Source organism: Plantactinospora sp. WMMB782 (assembly GCF_049179135.1).
Lineage (GTDB): Bacteria > Actinomycetota > Actinomycetes > Mycobacteriales > Micromonosporaceae > Plantactinospora.
This window is the reverse complement of the sequence record NZ_JBMHMC010000002.1, coordinates 1-19,209: the sequence shown is the minus strand read 5'-3', so window position 1 is coordinate 19,209 and position 19,209 is coordinate 1. Positions and strand designations below refer to the sequence as shown.

General features: G+C 71.2%; 20 protein-coding genes. 10 read left to right on the top strand and 10 right to left on the bottom strand.

Annotated elements, in window-relative coordinates:
* Nucleotides 1-404, bottom strand: a 404-nt coding sequence (locus tag ACN28A_RS00245) for a glycosyltransferase family 2 protein (RefSeq protein ID WP_421391305.1), incomplete at its 3' end; no start/stop codon positions are given.
* Between the two features lie 191 nt (nt 405-595).
* On the opposite strand from ACN28A_RS00245, the gene ACN28A_RS00240 reads away from it, so the two are divergent.
* Together ACN28A_RS00240 and ACN28A_RS00235 are read left to right on the top strand one after the other, a co-directional pair.
* Nucleotides 596-1,738: a glycosyltransferase family 2 protein gene (locus ACN28A_RS00240; RefSeq protein WP_421391304.1), complete on the top strand. Its 1,143-nt coding sequence runs from the start codon at nt 596-598 to the stop codon at nt 1,736-1,738.
* A complete protein-coding gene (locus ACN28A_RS00235; protein WP_421391302.1) occupies nt 1,735-2,733 on the top strand; it encodes a lysylphosphatidylglycerol synthase domain-containing protein in 999 nt (332 codons plus the stop codon). The genes ACN28A_RS00240 and ACN28A_RS00235 overlap by 4 nt, the downstream gene beginning before the upstream one ends.
* A gap of 287 nt (nt 2,734-3,020) precedes the next feature.
* On the opposite strand, the gene ACN28A_RS00230 is transcribed toward ACN28A_RS00235, so the two are convergent.
* The gene (locus tag ACN28A_RS00230; protein WP_421391300.1) at nt 3,021-3,602 is read right to left on the bottom strand and encodes a hypothetical protein; all 582 of its coding nucleotides are present in this window, start codon (nt 3,600-3,602) and stop codon (nt 3,021-3,023) included.
* Nucleotides 3,603-3,698: 96 nt separating this feature from the next.
* Here ACN28A_RS00230 and ACN28A_RS00225 point away from each other — a divergent pair, with 96 nt between their 5' ends.
* The 3 genes from ACN28A_RS00225 to ACN28A_RS00215 all read left to right on the top strand — a co-directional run bounded on the left by ACN28A_RS00225 (nt 3,699) and on the right by ACN28A_RS00215 (nt 6,484).
* Nucleotides 3,699-4,898, top strand: a complete 1,200-nt coding sequence (locus tag ACN28A_RS00225; protein ID WP_421391299.1) for a hypothetical protein — start codon at nt 3,699-3,701, stop codon at nt 4,896-4,898.
* Nucleotides 4,899-4,965: 67 nt separating this feature from the next.
* The gene (locus ACN28A_RS00220) at nt 4,966-5,397 is read left to right on the top strand and encodes a type VII secretion target (RefSeq protein ID WP_421391297.1); all 432 of its coding nucleotides are present in this window, start codon (nt 4,966-4,968) and stop codon (nt 5,395-5,397) included.
* A 79-nt stretch (nt 5,398-5,476) separates the two neighbouring features.
* Entirely contained in the window at nt 5,477-6,484 is a 1,008-nt protein-coding gene (locus ACN28A_RS00215) for a hypothetical protein (protein WP_421391296.1), read from the top strand.
* A gap of 18 nt (nt 6,485-6,502) precedes the next feature.
* Here the strand turns inward: ACN28A_RS00215 and ACN28A_RS00210 are convergent, their stop codons facing one another.
* Both ACN28A_RS00210 and ACN28A_RS00205 read right to left on the bottom strand, forming a co-directional pair.
* The gene (locus ACN28A_RS00210; protein ID WP_421391295.1) at nt 6,503-6,787 is read right to left on the bottom strand and encodes a flavin reductase; all 285 of its coding nucleotides are present in this window, start codon (nt 6,785-6,787) and stop codon (nt 6,503-6,505) included.
* Between the two features lie 3 nt (nt 6,788-6,790).
* Nucleotides 6,791-7,141: a hypothetical protein gene (locus tag ACN28A_RS00205; protein ID WP_421391293.1), complete on the bottom strand. Its 351-nt coding sequence runs from the start codon at nt 7,139-7,141 to the stop codon at nt 6,791-6,793.
* Between the two features lie 207 nt (nt 7,142-7,348).
* Between ACN28A_RS00205 and ACN28A_RS00200 the strand changes: the two genes are divergently transcribed.
* From ACN28A_RS00200 to argS, 5 genes are all read left to right on the top strand, one after another.
* Nucleotides 7,349-8,140 carry a DUF5753 domain-containing protein gene (locus ACN28A_RS00200; RefSeq protein ID WP_421391292.1) on the top strand — a complete coding sequence of 264 codons (792 nt, stop codon included), beginning with the start codon at nt 7,349-7,351 and terminating at the stop codon, nt 8,138-8,140.
* Entirely contained in the window at nt 8,137-8,328 is a 192-nt protein-coding gene (locus tag ACN28A_RS00195) for a DUF397 domain-containing protein (RefSeq protein ID WP_421391290.1), read from the top strand. The genes ACN28A_RS00200 and ACN28A_RS00195 overlap by 4 nt, the downstream gene beginning before the upstream one ends.
* 739 nt (nt 8,329-9,067) lie before the next feature.
* Nucleotides 9,068-9,667 carry a hypothetical protein gene (locus ACN28A_RS00190; protein ID WP_421391289.1) on the top strand — a complete coding sequence of 200 codons (600 nt, stop codon included), beginning with the start codon at nt 9,068-9,070 and terminating at the stop codon, nt 9,665-9,667.
* Between the two features lie 158 nt (nt 9,668-9,825).
* Entirely contained in the window at nt 9,826-11,412 is a 1,587-nt protein-coding gene (locus ACN28A_RS00185) for an FAD-dependent monooxygenase (RefSeq protein WP_421391287.1), read from the top strand.
* 332 nt (nt 11,413-11,744) lie between these two features.
* Nucleotides 11,745-13,505, top strand: coding sequence for an arginine--tRNA ligase (gene argS / locus ACN28A_RS00180; RefSeq protein WP_421391286.1), 1,761 nt, complete (start codon nt 11,745-11,747; stop codon nt 13,503-13,505).
* Nucleotides 13,506-13,520: 15 nt separating this feature from the next.
* Here argS and ACN28A_RS00175 read toward each other — a convergent pair whose 3' ends face one another.
* From ACN28A_RS00175 to ACN28A_RS00150, 6 genes are all read right to left on the bottom strand, one after another.
* Nucleotides 13,521-14,924 carry a TolB family protein gene (locus ACN28A_RS00175; protein WP_421391284.1) on the bottom strand — a complete coding sequence of 468 codons (1,404 nt, stop codon included), beginning with the start codon at nt 14,922-14,924 and terminating at the stop codon, nt 13,521-13,523.
* Nucleotides 14,917-15,564 carry a SigE family RNA polymerase sigma factor gene (locus ACN28A_RS00170; RefSeq protein ID WP_421391283.1) on the bottom strand — a complete coding sequence of 216 codons (648 nt, stop codon included), beginning with the start codon at nt 15,562-15,564 and terminating at the stop codon, nt 14,917-14,919. Before ACN28A_RS00170 ends, ACN28A_RS00175 begins: the two co-directional genes overlap by 8 nt.
* 174 nt (nt 15,565-15,738) lie before the next feature.
* The gene (locus ACN28A_RS00165) at nt 15,739-16,317 is read right to left on the bottom strand and encodes a hypothetical protein (RefSeq protein ID WP_421391281.1); all 579 of its coding nucleotides are present in this window, start codon (nt 16,315-16,317) and stop codon (nt 15,739-15,741) included.
* 50 nt (nt 16,318-16,367) lie between these two features.
* A complete protein-coding gene (locus ACN28A_RS00160) occupies nt 16,368-17,675 on the bottom strand; it encodes a hypothetical protein (RefSeq protein WP_421391280.1) in 1,308 nt (435 codons plus the stop codon).
* The gene (locus ACN28A_RS00155) at nt 17,672-18,421 is read right to left on the bottom strand and encodes an ABC transporter ATP-binding protein (RefSeq protein ID WP_421391279.1); all 750 of its coding nucleotides are present in this window, start codon (nt 18,419-18,421) and stop codon (nt 17,672-17,674) included. Before ACN28A_RS00155 ends, ACN28A_RS00160 begins: the two co-directional genes overlap by 4 nt.
* Before the next feature lie 41 nt (nt 18,422-18,462).
* On the bottom strand, nt 18,463-18,831 hold the full coding sequence (locus ACN28A_RS00150; RefSeq protein WP_421391278.1) for a hypothetical protein: 369 nt from the start codon (nt 18,829-18,831) through the stop codon (nt 18,463-18,465).
* Nucleotides 18,832-19,209 lie beyond the last annotated feature (378 nt).

Here is a 19,209-nt window from a genome sequence, read left to right as displayed (position 1 = left end):
ATCAGCGGCTCGGTGTCGTACGTCCCGTGCACCGCGCCGACCGCCGGGTTCGTCGCCAGGATGTCGACGGCATTGCCGAGGGCGTCCGGGGCGAGCGCCACGTCGGAGTCGAGGAAGAAGACCACCTCGCCCCGGGTGGCGGCGACTCCCGCGTTGCGGGCTGCCGAGACGCCCCGGTTCTCCGGTTGGCGCAGCACCCGGCAGCCGAGTTCCGCCGCGATCTCCCGGGACTCGTCGGTGCTGCCGTCGTCGACGAGGAGCACCTCCACCGGCCGGTACGTCTGCGCCAGTACCGACCGCAGGCAGGCGCGCAGGGTCCGCGCCGCGTTGTAGCAGGGTACGACCACGGAGACGGTGAGTGGCCCGGAGGCCGTACCGCTGATTCCGGTCCTGGTTCCAGTCATGGTCGCGGACGCTAGCCGCCGATGGTGGAGTCCTCCCCGACTACCGACCGTCGCCGCCGGTGACGGTGCGCGCTAGGGGTTTCCTCCAGCCCGACTACCCGGTCCGGCCCAGGTCGCCCGCCTAGCGTCTGCCGTCGACGGACCGCCCGGCGTCCCGATCGAGAGGCCCGAACGCAGTGGACACGACCGAGATGGACACGAGCACGATGGACACGACTGCCGGCACGGTCTCGGTGGTCATCCCCAGCTATCGCTCGGCGAAGACCCTCGCCGCCTGCCTGGACGCCGTCTACGCCCAGTCGCACGCGCCGCTGGAGGTGATCGTGGTGGACGACGCCAGCTCCGACGACTCGGCCGCGATCGCCCGCCGCTATCCCTGCCGGCTGATCGTCGCGCCGGTGAACCGGGGCGTCTCGGCGGCCCGGAACACCGGCGCGGCGGCCAGCCGGGGCGACGTGCTCTTCTTCGTCGACTCGGACATCGCACTCGCCCCGGACGCGCTGCGTTCCGCCCTGCGGGTGCTGGCCGGCGACCCGGAGTGCGCGCTGGTGCAGGGCATCTACGACTCGGAGCCGCTCTTCGCCGACGGCCCGGTCGAGGAGTACAAGACGCTCTACGAACACTTCTGGCGACGCCGGGCCGCCGGGCCGGTCACGGTTACGCTCTTCGCGCTCACCGCCGTCCGGCGGGAGGTCTTCGATCGGGTCGGCGGCTTCGACGAGGGGCTGCGGGACGGCGAGGACGTCGAGTTCGGCACCCGGCTGCCGGCCGGGGCCCGGATCGTGATGAGCGCCGAGGTGGTCGGCCGGCACGACGACGTGGACCGGCTCCGGCCGCTGCTGCGCGAGCAGTACCGCCGGGCCACCCTCTTCGCGGTCAACCTGGCCCGGGGACTGCGCCGGGGCGGGCGCGCCGGGGTGGCCACCGCCCGCACCGACGCGCTCGGCCCGGCGGCGGTGTTGAGTTGCGCCGCCACCCTGGCCAGCCTGCCGCTGCCGATGCTGGCGCTGCTCTCCGGTCTCGGTACACCAGGGCTCGGCTCCGGTGCGGCGCCGCCGCTGGTCGACCTGCCGGCGCTGCCGCTGGCGCTGCTCGGCCTGCCGGCGCTGGCCGCCGCCGCGTTCCTGGCCGCGAACCGGGAGCTGCTCGGCTTCGTCCGGCGGGTCCGGGGGGCCCGCTTCGCCTGCCGTTTCGCCGGGCTGCACTTCCTGCTGACCGCCGCGACGGTGTTCGGCACCGGCGTCGGGCTGCTCCGGTTGCTCCTCGCACCGTGGCGCTGGCCGACGGCCGGCTCCGCCGCACCCGCCCGGGTCGCGTCGGGAGCCCTCCGATGACCGCCGACATCCTCCGGGTACGCCTCGGCGTGCTGCGCCGGGTCGCCACCGTACTCTTCGGAATCGCCCTGGTGGTCGGCGTCGCGGTCGCGCTGCGCGACGCGGACTGGGCCGCCGTACGCGACCTGGCCGGGCCGGCCGAGCTGAGCCTGCTCGGGCTCGCCCTGCTGGTCAACTCGGTGGGGCTGGTGCTCGGGATGCTCTCCTGGCGCCACCTGCTCGCCGGTCTCGGCTCGCCGGTCGGGGTCTGGACCGCCGCCCGGATCTTCTTCGTCGGCATGATCACGAAGTTCGTGCCGGGCCGGTTCTGGGCGCTGATCGCCAACATCAGGATGGGCCGGACCGCCGGGGTGACCCCGGCCCGGATGGCCACGGTCTACGTGCTGAACATCGCGGTGATGTCGCTGACCGGGCTCACCGTCGGGCTGGTCGCCGCACCGAGCGTGCTCGGCGGGCGGGGCGGCTGGCTGCTGCTGGCCGCGCTGCCGGTGCTGGCCTGCGCGATCCGGCCCGAACTGGCCAACCGTTGGGCGGCGGCGCTGGCCCGGCTGCTGCGCCGGCCGGCACCCGCGCCGGCCGGGCACCGCGACCTGCGGTACGCGATCGCGGCCCAGGCGGTCTCCTGGCTGGTCGCCGGCCTCCAGTTCTGGCTGGTCGCGGTCGCCGCCGGTGCCCCGCCGGCAGCCTCGTTCCCGGTCTGCGTCGGCGCGTTCGGGCTGGCTGCCGTGGTCGGCAGTTTCGTGGTCTTCGTACCCGACGGCATCGGGGTGCGCGAGGGCATCCTGATGGTGGCGCTGACCGGACTGCTGCCGTTGCCCACCGCCGGGGCCGTGGTGCTGGTCAGCCGGCTGATCTGCACGGTCAGCGAGATCGCCTCGGCCGGCGTGGCGCTGCTGGCCGCCGAACTGATCCGCCGCCGCGCCCGACCGCCGGCCCCGGCCGTGCCGGCCGGCACAGAGTCGCCGGCCGGCACGGAACTGCCGGCCAGCGTCTGAACCCGCCGGCTGGTCGCGGTCATCGGAGCCCGCGACCGTTCACGGCTCGGCCGGAGCCCGCAACCGTTCACGGCTCGGCCGGAGCCCGCAACCGTTCACGGCTCGGCCGGGGCCCGCGACCGTTCACGGCTCGGCCGGGGCCCGCGACCGTTCACGGCTCGGCCGGAGCCCGCAACCGGTCGCGGGCCATCCGGATCTACCCCGGTCCCGGGCCCGTCCGGATCCCGCGCGCTCACGCACCATCCGGATCCCGCCCGGTCGCGACCGGGCGGGCCCGGCCGGGCGGCTCAGCGGCGGTTCCGGTTGCGGGTCCGCAGCTCGGTCATCAGCTCCCGCCACCGGCGGGGAATGCCGATGTCGAAGTACTCCGACTTCAGGCCGATGATCTTCATCTCCCGGTCGCTGAGCAGCGACTTCATCGCGGAGTGCAGCTCGGCCAGGAAGGCCGTCTCGCCGAGTCGCCGGATGCTGCCCGGCTCGATGTCGACGTTCCACTGCATCAGCCCGTAGGTGCGCACCCGCACCGCACCACCGGCCGACACGCCCTCACCCTCGATGGCGTTCAGCTCCACCTCGTACTGCCGCCGGTACGGGTCGTCGCTGGGCCGCTCGGCGTCGGCGAGCTCGTCGGAGCTGAGCCCCTGGGACAGCCGGTACGCCTCGGAGCGGGCCCGGTGGTACGCCACCCAGGTGGTCACCCCCAGCCGGGCGAGCTGGTGGCTGAGCTGCTCCTCGTCGTACCTGTCGAAGGCGCCGGGCGCGAAGGTGATCTCCACGTCGTGATAGTTGGAGACGCGTGCCCGGATGCGCTCGTCGGGAGAGTCCACCGTGACAACCATGTTGTCGAGGTACTCACCGATGTGGGGCATGTCGCTCCTTCCGATGGGAAGCGTCTGGCGGCGTCACCATAAACCTTCCACGCACGAGGATTCGACCACTTGGTGTGCTGTGGTAGACAAAGGTCCATGCTTTCACCACGTCGGGTCGCCGTGCCGCTCGCCGCGCTCGTGATCGGGGCCGCTCTGGTCCCGCCCCCTCCGGCATACGGCGGGGCGGTCGATGTCGACGTGTTCGCGGGTACCGGAACGGCCGGGGGGACCGGGGACGGCGGTCCGGCCTCGGCGGCGGCGCTCGACCGTCCCGCCGGGGTGGCGGTGGCCGCCGACGGCTCCGTCTACCTCAGCGACGCCGGCAACCGCCGGGTCCGGAAGGTGGCCCCGGACGGCACCATCTCGACCGTCGCCGGCAGCGGTCGGGCCGGCACGCCCGGCACCGAGGTGACCGACGGTACGCCCGGCACGGAGGTGGACCTGGCACTGCCGCAGAGCCTGGCGGTCGGTCGCGACAACACGCTCTACATCGCGGACACCGGTCTGGCCCGGGTGTTCCGGCTCGCTCCGGACGGCCGGCTGTCGGTGGTCGCCGGCACCGGCGTGCCGGGCCCGATCGGCGACGGTGGGCCGGCGGCCCGGGCCTCCTTCGGCCAGCTCGGCGGCCTCGCCGTCGCATCCGACGGCACCGTCTACGTCGGAGACCTCCGTAACCACCGGGTCCGGGCGGTGACGCCGGACGGGACCATCAGCACGGTGGCGGGAAACGGGAACAGCCAGCTCGTCGCCGCGGGCGGGGAGGCCACCACTGTCCCGGTGCCGAGCCCCGGAAGCCTCGCCGTGGACGGCGGAGGCGACCTCTGGATCGCCGACGGGCTCGTGCTGCACAGGCTGACCGGCGGCAAGCTCGGCACGGTCACCCTGCCCGACCAGCCCGACGGCGCACGGTGGGAGCTTTCCGAGGCGGGAAACTGGCCGCCGCCGGAGCCGCCGATGAACAACGTCGCCGCCGTCAGCGCGGCCGGCGACCAGGTCTACGCCCTCGACCAGTCGGCCCGGACACTGCTGCGGCTGGGCGACGGCGCCGCACTCGGCACCGTGGCCACCCTCGACGCGGCCGGGAGCCCGGTGGTCGGTCCGGTCGCCGTGAGCGCCTCCGGCGTCGGCTATCTCGTCGACAACGCCGGACACCGGGTGTATTCGTTCCGCCTGTCCGCGCCGAACGCGGAGACCCCGGACGGCGACTCGTCGGTGCCGTGGTGGCCGTTCGCGGCCGGCGCCGTCCTCGTCGTGGTCGTCGTCGTCGGCTGGCTGGTCAGGCGACGGTCCCGCTGAGCCGGGACCCCTCCGCGCGTCCGCGCAGTACCCGAATTCCACAGCGAAACAGCCGAAGGAGCCCTTGATGGCAGAGATCGTCGGTGGCGACCTGTACCACCTCTGGCGGGTGTCCGACGTACACCTGCCCCGGATCGCGGACGTCTACTACGACGCCAGCCGCAGCCTCGGCGGCGCGACCGGTGACGACGGCGGCGGGTTCCGGGCCAACACCCCGACCGGGCCGGGCGGCACCATCATGTCCAGCGCCGGAGCGGCGGCCTGGGCCGCGCTGCGCGACGAGATGCAACGGATGTACACCCAGACCGGCGGGACGATCCTGAACGCGGCAGAAGCGCTCCGGATGGCCCGCCAGGCGTACGTCGACGCCGACATGGCCAGTGCCGACGCCCTGTCGCAGTACCTGGCGGACCCGGCGAACCACGACCCGAACGACCCGGCGTCGAACCCGCCCGCCGAGGGCGCCGACGACCATCCCGGCGAGCCCTACCAGGGCTGACCGGGCGGGGCGACAACCGCACAGACCTGGATCCGCAAGCCGACGCCCCGAACGGGGGGCAGTTGAAGGAGCGTCAGCAGTGAGCAGCCAAGTTGACACGCCGGCAGACCTGGCCGGCGGGACGTACAAGGGTACGGTCCGGGAGAAGGCTTCCCAGCTCAAGCAGGAGCTGATCCGGCAGACCCTCGACGACATCGAGTCCTGGCGCAAGGCCGTGGACCTCGAATGGGCGCAGACGCACCCCGAGTCCCCGCACTCGCCGATCCCGCCGGAGGAGATCGAGGGATACCGGAACACCGTGCGCAACGAGTACTACGAGTGGGTCGAGCCGGCCTTCGAGAAGTACCTGGAGCCCGATCCGGACGCCACCAACCCGATGATCGCCTCGCTGCGTACGATCGAGAGCTCCTTCGGAGGCAGCCAGGACGACGCGGGCAACTTCAGCGGCGCCAACTCGGCGCTGTCCCGGATCAACGACGTCCGCACCGACATGAGCCAGTGGCAGGGCGACCTCCAGGTCAACTTCATCGACAACTTCGTCAGCCCGTTGCAGACCGCGTCGATCAACCAGGCAGCCGTCGCCAAGGTGGTACGCGAACAGCTCGAGTGCAACAAGATCCTCTACATCCGCTACCGCAAGGGCATCATCGAGTTGCTCGACAAGTCGATCCAGGCGGTGCAGACGCTCAACAACGGCAAGGATCCGAAGAGCTTCACCTGGGGCACCCTGGTCGGCATCGCGGTCGGTACCGGCCTGACCCTCGGCCCGGCCGGCTGGGCGATCGCCGGTGCGGTGCTGATCGCCGGCAGCACCCTGTCCCAGGGCCTGGTCCCGGACCCGCCGAAGACAAACGAGTTGAGCGCCCCGACGGCCCAGGAGGTCGCGGTCAAGGTCTCCGAGGCGATGATCAAGATGGACGGCGACATGGTCGAGGAGGAGCGGAAGGTCGAGCAGGCGCTGAAGAACCTCCTCGACACCATCGGCGACGCCCGCACCGCCTCCGGCCCGCTCGCCGTGCCGGAGCCCGCGATCAGCTCCGCCCGGCCGGGTGAGATCACCGACGGCTCGCTGCGCCCGCACGACTGAACCGTCCCGTCCCCGATCTCAGCGGCGACGGGGGACCCAGTAGAGGATCTGGCTGGTGACCAGGGCCGGGTGTGTGTCGGGTAGTGCTTCCAGGGCCCGGGTGAGGTGTGCGGCGAGGTACATCAGCAGGCCCACCCGGTCACCCCGGAAGCCGATCAGCAGGGCGAGTCGGGCCGGCGCGCACGGCCACGGGTCGGAGCAGCTCTGGCAGCGGTACGCCTGGGCCGGCAGGTGCCGGCCGGTCGGATAGCGTCGCGGGTTGCGCCGCATGTGCCGGTACCAGCGTTCCTGCGGCCCGATCACGGCTCACACCTGCTGCCGCTGCCGGGAGCGCGCGGTCTGGGCCGGGGTCAGCGCCCCGGGCCGGCCATTCGCCTGGAAGGAGCGGGTCGGTGCGTCCAAGCCGGGGCGGCGGTTGACCGCCCGGGGCCGGGCCGGCGAGGGTGGAGCGTCCGGCTGCGCTGTCGGCGTCGCCGCGCCGCGCCGGGCTGTCCGGTACGCCGTCCCGGTCAACGGCGGCACCGTCGGCGCGTACGGCATCGGCACCGGCTCGACCGAGTCCGGGCAACGCCAGCGGAAGCCGCACCGGCAGTACCGCCAGAGCCGCCGCCAGTCCCGGCGATGACGGTTCTTCTTCGTTCCGCGACCGAACATCATCCGGCCCTCCCATCCGTGGAAATTGCGTTCTCCGATCACCGGTGGCGGGTGCGGTGGACCCACCGAAAGTGTCGGTTCCACCTTGGACGAGCAGGCCCTACGCTGGGAACGGCTTATCCGCCGGTGGGTGCGGCTGACAGATTCAGGCAGTGCGTGAATGGCCGGTGGAGAGCTGTGAATAATTGATCTATCTCCTGGGGAATCCTGATGACCGAAGTACCGGAACCACTTGCCGCATTCATCGTTTCCGAGATCCGCCAGGGCAGGCAGAGCACCGGAACGACGCAGGAGGCGTTCGGGCGGGTGGCGAACTTCTCCGCCTCACACGTCAGCGCCGTCGAGAAACGGACCCGGGCCCTGACGATGGCCTTCATCGCCGGTGCCGACCGGGCCCTGAAGACGGGCGGGGTGTACGAACGCCTGGTCACCGCGCTCGGCACCCCGACCTGGCTGCGCGAGTGGATCGACCAGGAACGCGAGGCGGTCGCCCTGCGGTCCTTCCAGAACGCGGTCCTGCCGGGCCTGTTCCAGACCGAGGCGTATGCGCAGGCGCTGCTCAGTGGCGCGCTGCTCACCGACGAACAGTTGCGGCAGAAGGTCGCCGAGCGGCTCGACCGGCAGTCCATCCTGACCCGGGACGACCCGCCGCAGGTCATCGCCGTCGTCGACGAGTGCGTGATCCGCCGGGTGATCGGCGGGCGCGAGGTGATGCGGGACCAGTTGGCCCACCTGCTCAAGCTGAGCGCGACTCCCCTGGTGCAGATCCAGGTAGTACCGGCCAACATCGGGTCGTACCCTGGACTTGGCGGGCCGTTCGTGTTGGCGACCCTGCCGACCAACGTGGACGTGGGCTATCTCGACAACCAGTTGCACGGGCAGGTGGTCGAGCAGCCCGCCGAGGTGTTGCGGTTGCGTCGGGCCTGGGATGCCATTCGGGGCAGCGCACTGGCGGTACCGCAGTCAGCCGACCTGATCAGGAAAGTGATGGAGCAGCTATGAACCTGAGCGGCGCCCAGTGGCACAAGAGCACGCGCAGCAGCACGAACGGCGGGGACTGCGTCGAGGTGGCCCGCAACCTGTCCGAGGTCGTGGCCGTACGGGACAGCAAGGACACGACCGGACCGGTACTGGCCTTCGCCCCGGCAGCCTGGCGGGCCTTCGTCGACGAGGTCACCCGACGCCCGTAACACGATTGCCCGCAACACCTGTCGCACCGACACCGACGCACTGGCCGAAATGGACAACCTGTCACCTGCTCAGCCCCAGCGGGCCAGCAGGGCGGCGCAGTAGGCGTCGACGTCCTGCGGCTGACCGGGGTGCGCCGGTGTTCCACCTCGGCCACCGCGTCGGCCACCGGTTCCGCCCACTGGCGGAGGAAGATCGAGCCCCCGACGTGTGACTGGTGCCGTACCTCGCCGGTCGGGCGGCGCACTGTCCAAAGCATCGACGGATGGCTATCAGGAATCGGCCCACCGCAACGTCCCCGAAGTGCTCCGGCACGGGCCGTAAGCCGAGCACCCCGAATTCCCGCGACAAGCACTCCTTTCCGCGGTAGCACGCGCGACCCCAGCACAGACAAATCACCGCCGAACTCCACTCTGCACATCTGAATGGTCCTTATCGGTCGACGGTTGAACCCCGGTTGTACGCTGACGGCATTCCCGGGGGGGGGGGGGGGGGGGGGAGTGACTATCGGCGAATGAGGGCGCGGCACCGAGATGAGGGCGGATGGGTAAGCAGCGGACCCGACGGCGCAACAGGCGCGGACAGACGGAGGCAATGGTCGAGCGAGTCGACCCGGGCCCGCCGCGACAGCCGAGCCGCCGCACGACGACATCCGACCGTGGCCGTTCCACAGGAACCGATTCTCGCCGTTCGACGACAACCGGGCCGGCCGAAGCCGAGGCGTCGCAGTACAACCTCATAATGGAAAAGGTCGCGCAACCCGGGCCGGTGTTGGCGGTGCTGCTGATCTCGGGGCTCATCGCAGCGGGCTGGCTGGCTCCCCGTTACGTCGCCGACCCCACCACCATTGCCGGCCCGGCGCGCTACGTGGTCGCGGCCGGCCTGGCGGTCATAGCATTCCTGTCGTTCTCGACGCTGAACCTCGTGGCCTACTGCCTGATCGTGGCGAGGCAGTCCGAGCCGACGAAACGGTTCGTCTCGGCGGTCGGAAACCGCGCCGCCATAGGCGCGATCCTGGGTACGCTGCTGGGCCTGCGCATGGCGAGCATGATGGTCGAGCGGCCGGCGACGAACCCAGCCGTCCAGCCGACGACCTTCCTGGAATTCGAGAGCAACCTGAGCAACACGATCACGCTCGTCACACTGGCGCTGATCGGCACCGCGTGGCCCTACTGCTGGGGCCCGGTCAGGGCCTCGATGACCGCCTTCGCATCGAAGCCGCCGCTGGCGGCCCACGCCGGCAAGTTGGGTTTCGCGCTCGGGGCGACCTTGCTCCTCAGCAGTCACTTCCTGGGATTCGGCGTGGCGCTGGCCGTGTATCGCGGCGTCGCCAATCCGTAGCCGGTCGCCAATCCATAGCCGGTCGGCAAACCACAGCCGCACGCAGGGAAAATCCCTGCCACTACCAACATATACCGCACCCCCGGACTTGCGGCAAGACCCCCGTCGTGGCGCACAATCGTCGGCCGAAGACAACAAGCGGCAACCGGGGGGATTCCATGTTCGATGTCATCGTCGTCGGCGGTGGCCCGACCGGCATGATGCTGGCGAGCGAATTACGACTGCGCGGCGTCGACGTGCTCGTGCTGGAAAAGGAGACCGAGCCGCCGCCGTTCGTACGATCGCTCGGGCTGCACGTACGCAGTATCGAGATACTGGACCAGCGGGGCCTGTTGCAGCGGTTCCTCGACAACGGCAAACAGCACCCGATCGTCCCCGGCGCCGTCCGAGGATTCTTCGCCGGCATCGAGAAGCCCGCCCCCACCGGCCTGGACACCGCACACGGCTACGTTCTCGGCATCCCGCAGACGCTCACCGACCGGCTGCTCGCCGAGCATGCCGCCGAGGTCGGCGCCGAGATCCGGCGCGGCACGGCGGTGGTCGGACTCGAGCAGCACGACGACGGCGTCACAGTCCTCGTGCGGAACACACCCGGGGAAGACGAGTCCGCGGGGCCGTTGCGGGCACGGTTCGTCGTCGGCTGCGACGGTGGACGCAGCACGGTTCGGAAACTGCTCGGGATCGGATTCCCCGGTGAGCCGTCGAGGATCGACACGCTGCTGGGCGAGATGGAGGTGACGGCCTCCCCGGACGATGTCGCCGCGGTGACGATCGAGGTGCGCAAGACCGAGAAGCGGTTCGGGATCGGGCCGTCGGGCAGGCCGGGAGTGTTCCGGGCGGTCGTACCGGCGGAGAACGTCGCCGAAGACCGCTCGGTGCCGCCGACGATCGAGGAGTTCAGACGCCAACTGCGCAGGTACGCCGGGACCGACTTCGGCGTGCACTCCCCTCGCTGGCTGTCCCGCTTCGGCGACGCGACCCGGCAGGCCGAGCGCTACCGGGTCGGCCGGGTGTTCCTGGCCGGAGACGCCGCACACGTCCACCCGCCGATGGGCGGGCAGGGGCTCAATCTCGGCATCCAGGACGCGTTCAACCTCGGCTGGAAGCTGGCGGCGGCAGTCCACGGCTGGGCACCGGACGACCTGCTGGACAGCTACGAATCCGAGCGGCATCCGGTCGCCGCCGACGTGCTCGACAACACCCGCGCCCAGCTGCACCTGACCGTCGACGAGCCCGGACCGCAGGCGGTTCGGCGGCTGCTGGCGCGGTTGATGGACCTCGACGACGTCAACCGGTTCCTGGTCGAGAAGATCACGGCAATCGGCGTCCGGTACGACTTCGGCACCGGCCATCCCCTGCTCGGCCGGCGACTGCGCGACGTCCGCTGTCAGCACGGGCGCCTCTTCGAGCTGATGCGCACCGGCAACGGGCTGCTGCTCGACCAGACCGGACGGCTCTCGGTGCACGGCTGGACCGACCGGGTCGACCGGCTCGACCACGGCCCGGTCGCGGCGCACGGCAGGGACGGCGTGAGCGGCGCGGACGGCGCGAACGACCCGGACGGCAAGGACGACCCGGACGGCAAGAACGACCCGGACGGCAGGAACGGCTGCGACGCGTTGGGCGTACCGGCGGTGCTGCTCCGGCCGGACGGGTACGTCGCCTGGGTCGGTGACGATCAGCGGACGCTCGACGTCGCGCTGGCCAGGTGGTTCGGCAGCGCAGGAACCCTTGCCGCGGGCTGAGCGGACGCTGCCGAGGACTGCGACACTCCCCGGGATGCCCGGCGCACGGAAATCCGGTACACCCCGGGGCCGCACTTCCGGATACCCTGGCGCCGTGGCCAGTCCTGCCGACGCGGCGTACCCCGACCTCTCCGGTCGGCTGGTGTCCTCGGCGTACCCCACTGTCAGCCGACGGCGTCCGGTGGCTCGTTCCCGAGCCCGCCGAGACCGCCTGGGCTGACCACTCCGATCACCACCGGCGGAATCGATCCGCCGGTGCCGCCGTACGCGATCGATCCGCTCCCAGCACCGGTGGTCCGGTCAACGGACCGGAGCGAGGAAGGCGTACCCGGATGAATCTCGAAAGCCTGCTCAGCGACCGGCTGGCGCGGTCGTTCGCGGCCGTCGCCGCAGCCGGCCCGGTGGACCCGGTCGATCCGACGGACCTGCCGGATCGGTTTGTGGATCCGGTGGTCCGGCGCTCCCGGCACGCGGACTTCCAGGCCGAGGCGGCGCTGTCCCTGGCCCGCCGGCTCGGCCGGCCACCCCGGGAGATCGCCGCCGAGGTGGTCGAGCGGGCCGCACTGGCCGACCTCTGCTCGGCGGTCACCGTCTCCGGCCCCGGCTTCGTCAACCTCACCGTCTCCGACCGCCTGCTCGGCGACCTGGTGTCGACGATGGCCGCCGACCCCCGACTCGGCGTGCCCGTCACCACCACCCCCGAAACCGTGGTGGTCGACTACTCGGCCCCGAACGTGGCCAAGGAGATGCACGTCGGCCACCTCCGGTCCACCATCATCGGCGACGCCGTCGCCCGGCTGCTCGACTGGCTCGGGCATCGGGTGGTCCGGGCCAACCACCTCGGCGACTGGGGCACCCCGTTCGGGATGCTGATCGAGCACCTGGTCGACCTCGGCGAGTCGGCGGCGGTGGCCGAGCTGTCCATCGGCGACCTGGACTCGTTCTACAAGGGAGCGCGAGTCAAGTTCGACGCCGACGGGACGTTCCGGGAACGGGCCCGGCAGCGGGTGGTCGCACTCCAGGGCGGCGACGAGGCGACGCTGCGGCTCTGGCGGCTGCTGGTCGCCGAGTCGGAATCGTACTTCCTGGCCGTCTACGACCGGCTCGACGTGCTGCTGACCCGGGCCGACTTCGTCGGCGAGAGCCACTACAACCCGATGCTCGGCCCGGTCACCGACGAACTCGACCGGCTCGGCCTGCTCGTCGAGAGCGGCGACGCGGCCTGCGCCTTCCCGGCCGGCTTCCCCGGCCGGGACGGCGAGCCGGTCCCGCTGATCGTGCGCAAACGGGACGGCGGTTACGGGTACGCCGCCACCGACCTCGCCGCGCTCCGCCACCGGATCGGGGAACTCGGCGCCACCCGGCTGCTCTACGTCGTCGGCCTGCCGCAGCGGCAACACTTCGAGATGGTGTACGCGGTCGCCCGGCAGGCCGGCTGGCTACGTCCGCCGGCCCGTGCCGAACACGTCGGCTTCGGGCTGGTGCTCGGGCCGGACGGCCGGAAACTGGCCAGCCGGTCCGGTGACTCGGTGAAGCTGGTCGAACTGCTGGACGAGGCGGTGGACCGGGCGGCGGCGCTGGCCCGGCAGAAGAACCCGGACCTGGACCCGGCGACCGCCGCCGCCCTGGGCCGGGCGATAGGCGTCGGCGCGGTCAAGTACGCCGACCTCTCCGCCGACCGGACCAGGGACTACGTCTTCGACTGGGACCGGATGCTCGCCCTCTCCGGCAACACCGCCCCGTACCTCCAGTACGCGCACGCGCGGATCAGGTCCATCTTCCGGCGGGCCGGACAGCCAGCCCCGGCCGGCGTACCCGTCGCGGTCGTCGCGCCCGCCGAACGGGCCCTGGTACTCGAACTGCTCGCCTTCCCGACGGTCGTCGACACCGTGGCGGAGACGCTCGAACTCCACCGCCTCGCCGCCCACCTCCACGCGGTGGCGGTCGCGTTCAGCGGCTTCTTCGAACACTGCCCGGTACTCCGCGCCGAGCCGGCCGTCCGGGACAGCCGGCTCGTCCTCTGCGACCTCACCGCCCGGGTCCTCCGGCACGGCCTGCACCTGCTCGGCATCGCCACCCCGGACCGGATGTGAGAAGCCCGCAAGCCCTCACCCGGGCGCCTCGGTTCGTCGGTGGGCTCTTCGCCTGCCGACGAACCGCCGGCACCACCGGACGAACCAGCCGAGCACCGGGGCCAGCACCAGACCCGCCGACAGCAGTGCCCACCACTGGGCGGCGAACGGGGACGGACCCGGGGACGGACCGCCGAACCGCCCCGCCTCGACCAACTGACGGGGCACCGCCATCCCGGTGACCTCGTCGGCCGCGTCGACAAGCAGCTCCAGCTCGCCGTTCCGGTTCACCGCCACCAACACCGTGTGCCGGGACGTCAGCTCGGCACCGGGGGTGTACGACAGCACCGGCTCGACCCCCGCCCGCCAGCCGAGTACCTCGCCCGGCCGGCCCGGCAGCGCGATCGGTGCCCCGGCGCTCGCGCCCGTACCGGCGTCGACGAACTCGATCCGCCAACGCTGTGCCGCGAGTCCGCTCTCGTCGCAGAAATCGGTGCAGCCGTCGACCGCGAGAATCGCCAGCCGCCTGCCGTCCGGGCTCCATGCTCCGGTACCGCCCAACTGCCGGTGGCCGAGGTCCAGGCTCCACCGTTCCCGTCCCGTGGCGACGTCGAGCACGGCGAGCCGCCGCTCCCCGTCGACCGCGTGCTGGCTGGCGACCGCCACGGAGGCGCCGTCCGGGGAGTACGCCGCCGTCCCGTACGCCTGTTGGCCGCCCTTGACCAGGTCGCGGAACTCCCCGGTGGTGGTGTCCACGGCGACGAGATCGTCGGGGTGCTCCGGATCGTTCAACTGCTGCCCGTCCGGGCCGTACGAGATGCCCTCGTCGTCGTTGTTCCGCCCGCACACGAGCCAGCGCCCGTCCGGCGACCAGGCCAGCGGGGTGAGGCCCCTGCCGGACGCGGACGAGGAGCGGGAGCCCGATCCGGAGCCGGATGCGCGGCCGAGCTGGCGTTCGTCTCCGGTGGCCAGGTCGAGCAGGGCGGGGCCGAAACGCGCGTAGTACCGACCGTCCGGGGAGAGCACTCCCCGGGTCTCGCCGATGTCGAGGTACACCAACCGGTAGGCGCCGTCCCGCCCCACCACCACCCCGGTGTCCTCGAAGTAGCGGGTCGCACCGGTGAAGAACATGATCGTCGCCGGCCCCGGCGCCCACTGCCGGGCGGTGGCCTGCCACAGCCACGGCACCTCCACCCGACCGGGTACCGCAGGCTCACCTGCCGCCGAGCCGTCCCCCACCACCCGAGAGGGCCCCGGCGACGATCCGGTGAGCAGCGACGGCGCCAGCACCGCACCGGCCAACAGCACGGCGGCACCGGCCACGGCGGCGAGCCGGACCCGTCGCCGACGCCGCCCGCGACGCCACAGGTCGTCGGGCAGCCGGACCGGTGCCATCTCGTCGGCCTGTGCGGTAAGCGCGCCACGTATCCGCTCATCCATTGTCGGCACTCCTCTCCCCCGCCGGCACCTGAAGTGCTGGCCCGGCTCCAGGAGGCCGGCCGGGCGCCCGAACGCCGTCCAGGTCGCGGACGCCGTCCAGGTCGCGGACGCCGTCCAGGTCGCGGACGCCGTCCAGGTCGCGGACGCCGTCCAGGTCGCTCAGCTCCGGTGCCATGGCGCGCAGCCGGGCCAGCCCGTCCCGCACCTGGCTCTTGACCGTGCCGACCGAGCAGCCGAGCACCTCGGCCGTCTGCGCCTCGGTCAGGTCCTCGAAATAGCGCAGCACCAGCGCGGCCCGCTGTCGCGGCGCGAGTCGGGACAGCGCCCGGCGGATCACGATGGAGGTGTCGAGTTGACCGGTGCCGTCCGGCACTACCCGGTCCGGGACGTCGGCGTGCGGGATCGCCAACGGACGCCGACGCCGCCACCACGAGACGTGCTGGTGGTAGAGGACCCGCCGGACGTACGCCTCCGGATCGCCGGAGGCCACCACCCGCTCCCAGTGCCCGGCCACCTTCAACAGCGCCGACTGGACGAGATCCTCCGCGAGATGCCGGTCGCCGGTGAGCAGGTACGCCACCCGGGACAGCGCGGTTAGCCGCGCTCCGACGTACGCGCGGAAGGACTCCTCAGCGTTCACACCCACCCCCTCATCCCATACACGCCTGACGGCGCCGGTCCGGAGGGGTGCCAACTTGCGGCAGGACCGTGCTCGTTCCGGGGAGGGGGCCCTCACGACCGGCGGAGGTCACGCCTTCCCAGGAAGAGCACGATCCTGCGGGGTGGCGGAGCCTGGCGGAACCGGGTCGGCGGGTCAGGGGCGGTTGGGCCGGGGGATGGCGTGTAGCCGCCAACCGAGGGCGAGGGTCAGCAGGACCATGGCAACAGTGACCAGGTAGTTGGTGTGCCAGGAGCGGCCGGTGGCGAACTCGTCGGTGAGGAGCGAGTTCGGTGCCGCATGCTGGGCGACCACGAAACCCGCGAAGAGTGCCGGGGTGACCACGACGGAGGCCAGCGGGCCGAGCGTCAGGCACAGGATGGCGCCGAGGCATGCGAAGACGACCACGTTGCCGATCAACCCGTGCAGGGGTGGGAACTCCTCCTCGGGATGGCTCAGTCCGATCACCCAGTACCAGGTCGGCAGGACGGTCAGGGGTGCGGCGAGCGTGGCCCCGGAGTAGGCCAGGTGCCCGATCCGGGCCGACAGTCCGGCGGTGAGTTCGCGGCTGTCGAATCGCGGAACGGTGATGGCGGGAAGGACGCTGGCCAGTGCGACCGCGACGATCTCCGGCGTGCCCACACCCCGGGCCGGCAGGTCGAACACCACACTCACCGAGAGGCTCAGCTCGGGAAACAACGCCGTGAACAGCAGTGCGGCAACGATGACGGTCATCGCGAGCGGGCCACCACGGACGTGCCACAGTCCTGCGGCGCGGATTCCCGTCACCCGAGAACGGCGGACAGCCGGCACGAGCTGATCAACTCCTGGTTGGTCTGGACGAATGCGCCGATCTGCTCGGCGTCCATGGTGGTCAGCTTCCGCGCCTCCGGTGACGGTTCGGCGGGGCCGAAGGCGCCGGCCAGCTCCTCGAATCCGGCCAGTTCGAGAACCCGTGCGTAGAGGACGGTGGCGGCGTCGTAGCTTTCGGCGGTCTGGCCGGGCCGGAGGCAGCCGCCGAGCGTGACGGCTTCGCTCACCTGCAGGGCAACCTGGTCGGGAATCGTGGTGGCGAGGAACCTTCGGTCCCGTGGGCTCGGGTCCAGGTTGACGAGGGCCTCTCCAGCGCGTGCGGTGTCGTGATCGGATACGGCGACATCGGTCACCCGGTGCAGCATCGGAGCCAGTCCGGCGACCCGCAACCGCGCCACGACATCGACGGTACGGGCCATAGCCGGCTGGTTCGCCGCGTGCAGGCACACCTCTGCGCCGTCGACCTGCTGGCACAGGCGGGGTACGGGACGGTCCACCACCGTGAGCGCAGGACGCCACGCGAAGGCGATCGCGGTCAGGGCACCCAACACGGCCAGCCAGGTGACCAGCCGCCGGCCCTGTCGGTGAACCGATCCACGGGACGCGGCCCACGACGCGAGAGAGGCGGCAAGCAGGCAGATCCCGATGGAGGCGACGACGGCGAAGGCGGCGGTCGCGGGGTTCGTCTCGAACCTGGGCGAGCTGGGAGTCCACTGCCGCACCGGCAGCAAGAGCCCGATCGGCATGAACAGCGGCTCGTTCGGCAGACCCATCACCGCGAAGGCCAGAACCGCGACGGCAGGGGCGATCACCCAGTGCCGGACGGCAGCACCGGCGCAGAACCCGAGCACCGCCAATGTGGTCACCCCGGCCAGACCGACGAGCACGTCCTGGGGGGCCAACGCACCGGCGGTCGCCTCCCGCGCCGCGGCGAGGTGCGCCGGGGCCAACCCGAGGGTATGTCCCAGGCAGAGCCAGAGCGCCAGGGCGAGCCCGTGGACGAGGAACAGGCCGCCGCCCACCCTCGGCCGCAGCGCCGCGGCCACCGGTGACGCCCGGGGGAAATATGTCGCGCCGAGCGCGGCGGCCACCCCGGCCAACAGTGATCCCGGGATCCAGAGCGACTCGTGCCAGGAGGTTGCGACAGCCGACCAGGTGACGTAGTCGGATCCGACGACGTCCCTGGTTGCCAGGAACGAGGCGGTCGCCTGAACAGCGCCCGCGGCCGGGAAGACCCACACGGGCCCGGGCCAGCCGAACAGCAGGCGCAGGCGTCTCATTCGGAGCCGCCGAGGGAGACGATCAGATCGTCGTAGGCGCGCTCGAACGGCGACCCCGGACGGCCGTCACCGGACGCCTCGGGAATGCTCAACTGCGAGATCGGGCCCTGGTACTGGATCTTTCCGCCGACCAGGACAGCGACCGAGTCCGCGAGGTGTTCGACATCCTCGGTCATGTGGGTCGACAGCACGACCGGCCGCTCGACGGCGAACTGCTGGATCACCTGCCGCACCTTGAGCCGCTGCCCCGGGTCGAGACCGACGGTCGGCTCGTCCAGGACGAGGATGCGCGGATCGTGCACGATGCCGGTGGCCAGTGCGACCCGTTGACGCTGCCCGCCGCTGAGGGTGCGGATCCTCCGGGATGCCAGGTCCGAGGCCTGCATCCTGCGCAGTGCAATCTCGACCGCATCGTCCGTCCGCGCCGCTGCCAGCCCACTCAGCCAGGCCGCATAGCCGACGAGGTCGCGCACCTTCGCCAGCCCGGGAAGCGACGGGTTCTGCGGTACGTACCCAAGTAACGCCTGCGCCGCCTTACCGTCGCTGACGTCCCGACCATCGATGATCACTTGACCGTGGCTTGGGCGTGCCAGACCCACCATGCACTTGAGCAATGTGGTCTTTCCCGACCCGTTCGGACCCAGCAGGGCGGTCACCCCCGGACCGATCGTCCAGGAGGCGCCGGTCAAGGCCCGACGCCTCCCGTACGAGAATGACAGGTTTCGAACCTCGACGATCCCGGTCACTCATACCTCTTGCCGTCGTAGTAGTGGGACTCGCAGTGAAGCTAGCAGCGGGTGGCGCGCGACGACGCCGCCGACGCCCCGGTGCTCGACTTGAAATCAGAGTAGTAGCTACCACGGCCGTTGCCGCAGGACCCGTTGACCGTCTTGGTGCCCCAGCCACCGCCGGAGATCGAACCTACGGTGTCGTCGGGCCAGGCGTTTCGGTCCTCCCTGATGCGGCCTTCGCCGTCGACCGTGTTGGAGCAGCCTTCACGACCCACGACCGCGTCGTTGTTCGAGTTCGGTACGTCGGCCCGGAGGGTGCACGCCAGAGCCGAAGAGGAGTCGGCAACTGCCACCCCGGCCGCCACGCCGACCAGGCCGAAAGCCGCAACGCCGGTGATCAACGCCTGTGAGATCTTCTTCCGCACGAAACTCTCCAGATTCGGTAGATTGTTGCAGTGCCGTAGAGATCAGAAACAATTTGTGCAGTGGCTGCGCTTCCTCGGGGGAGCTATCGGTGACGGTGTCGACCCTCTACACAGGGCGGAGCGCGCGCAATGACGAGACCACCTCCCCGGCTTGGTCGGATGTCGTCGCGAGGTTGAAGCGCAGCCCAGCGCGGCACGTTTGGCAACGCTTCGGGTGTTCGCTCAACATGGGAGCAGGGCGCGCACATTCTGATCACGGATGGAATGATCCGGTGCCGGCAGGCTAACCCTTGTTCTGGCCCCGCGACGATCTCTAAGAACAGCGATCCTAGGCAATTTGACCCCCCGTCGGTCACAGCCTTTGCCAGGCTGTCACAT

Bases quoted from the DNA above. Each gene is read 5' to 3' on its own strand.
- ACN28A_RS00240 (WP_421391304.1), top strand. From the start codon at position 596: ATGGACACGAGCACGATGGACACGACTGCCGGCACGGTCTCGGTGGTC.
- ACN28A_RS00235 (WP_421391302.1), top strand. From the start codon at position 1,735: ATGACCGCCGACATCCTCCGGGTACGCCTCGGCGTGCTGCGCCGGGTC.
- ACN28A_RS00230 (WP_421391300.1), bottom strand. From the start codon at position 3,602: ATGCCCCACATCGGTGAGTACCTCGACAACATGGTTGTCACGGTGGAC.
- ACN28A_RS00225 (WP_421391299.1), top strand. From the start codon at position 3,699: ATGCTTTCACCACGTCGGGTCGCCGTGCCGCTCGCCGCGCTCGTGATC.
- ACN28A_RS00220 (WP_421391297.1), top strand. From the start codon at position 4,966: ATGGCAGAGATCGTCGGTGGCGACCTGTACCACCTCTGGCGGGTGTCC.
- ACN28A_RS00205 (WP_421391293.1), bottom strand. From the start codon at position 7,141: ATGATGTTCGGTCGCGGAACGAAGAAGAACCGTCATCGCCGGGACTGG.
- ACN28A_RS00200 (WP_421391292.1), top strand. From the start codon at position 7,349: ATGACCGAAGTACCGGAACCACTTGCCGCATTCATCGTTTCCGAGATC.
- ACN28A_RS00195 (WP_421391290.1), top strand. From the start codon at position 8,137: ATGAACCTGAGCGGCGCCCAGTGGCACAAGAGCACGCGCAGCAGCACG.
- ACN28A_RS00190 (WP_421391289.1), top strand. From the start codon at position 9,068: ATGGAAAAGGTCGCGCAACCCGGGCCGGTGTTGGCGGTGCTGCTGATC.
- ACN28A_RS00185 (WP_421391287.1), top strand. From the start codon at position 9,826: ATGTTCGATGTCATCGTCGTCGGCGGTGGCCCGACCGGCATGATGCTG.
- argS (WP_421391286.1), top strand. From the start codon at position 11,745: ATGAATCTCGAAAGCCTGCTCAGCGACCGGCTGGCGCGGTCGTTCGCG.
- ACN28A_RS00175 (WP_421391284.1), bottom strand. From the start codon at position 14,924: ATGGATGAGCGGATACGTGGCGCGCTTACCGCACAGGCCGACGAGATG.
- ACN28A_RS00165 (WP_421391281.1), bottom strand. From the start codon at position 16,317: ATGACCGTCATCGTTGCCGCACTGCTGTTCACGGCGTTGTTTCCCGAG.
- ACN28A_RS00160 (WP_421391280.1), bottom strand. From the start codon at position 17,675: ATGAGACGCCTGCGCCTGCTGTTCGGCTGGCCCGGGCCCGTGTGGGTC.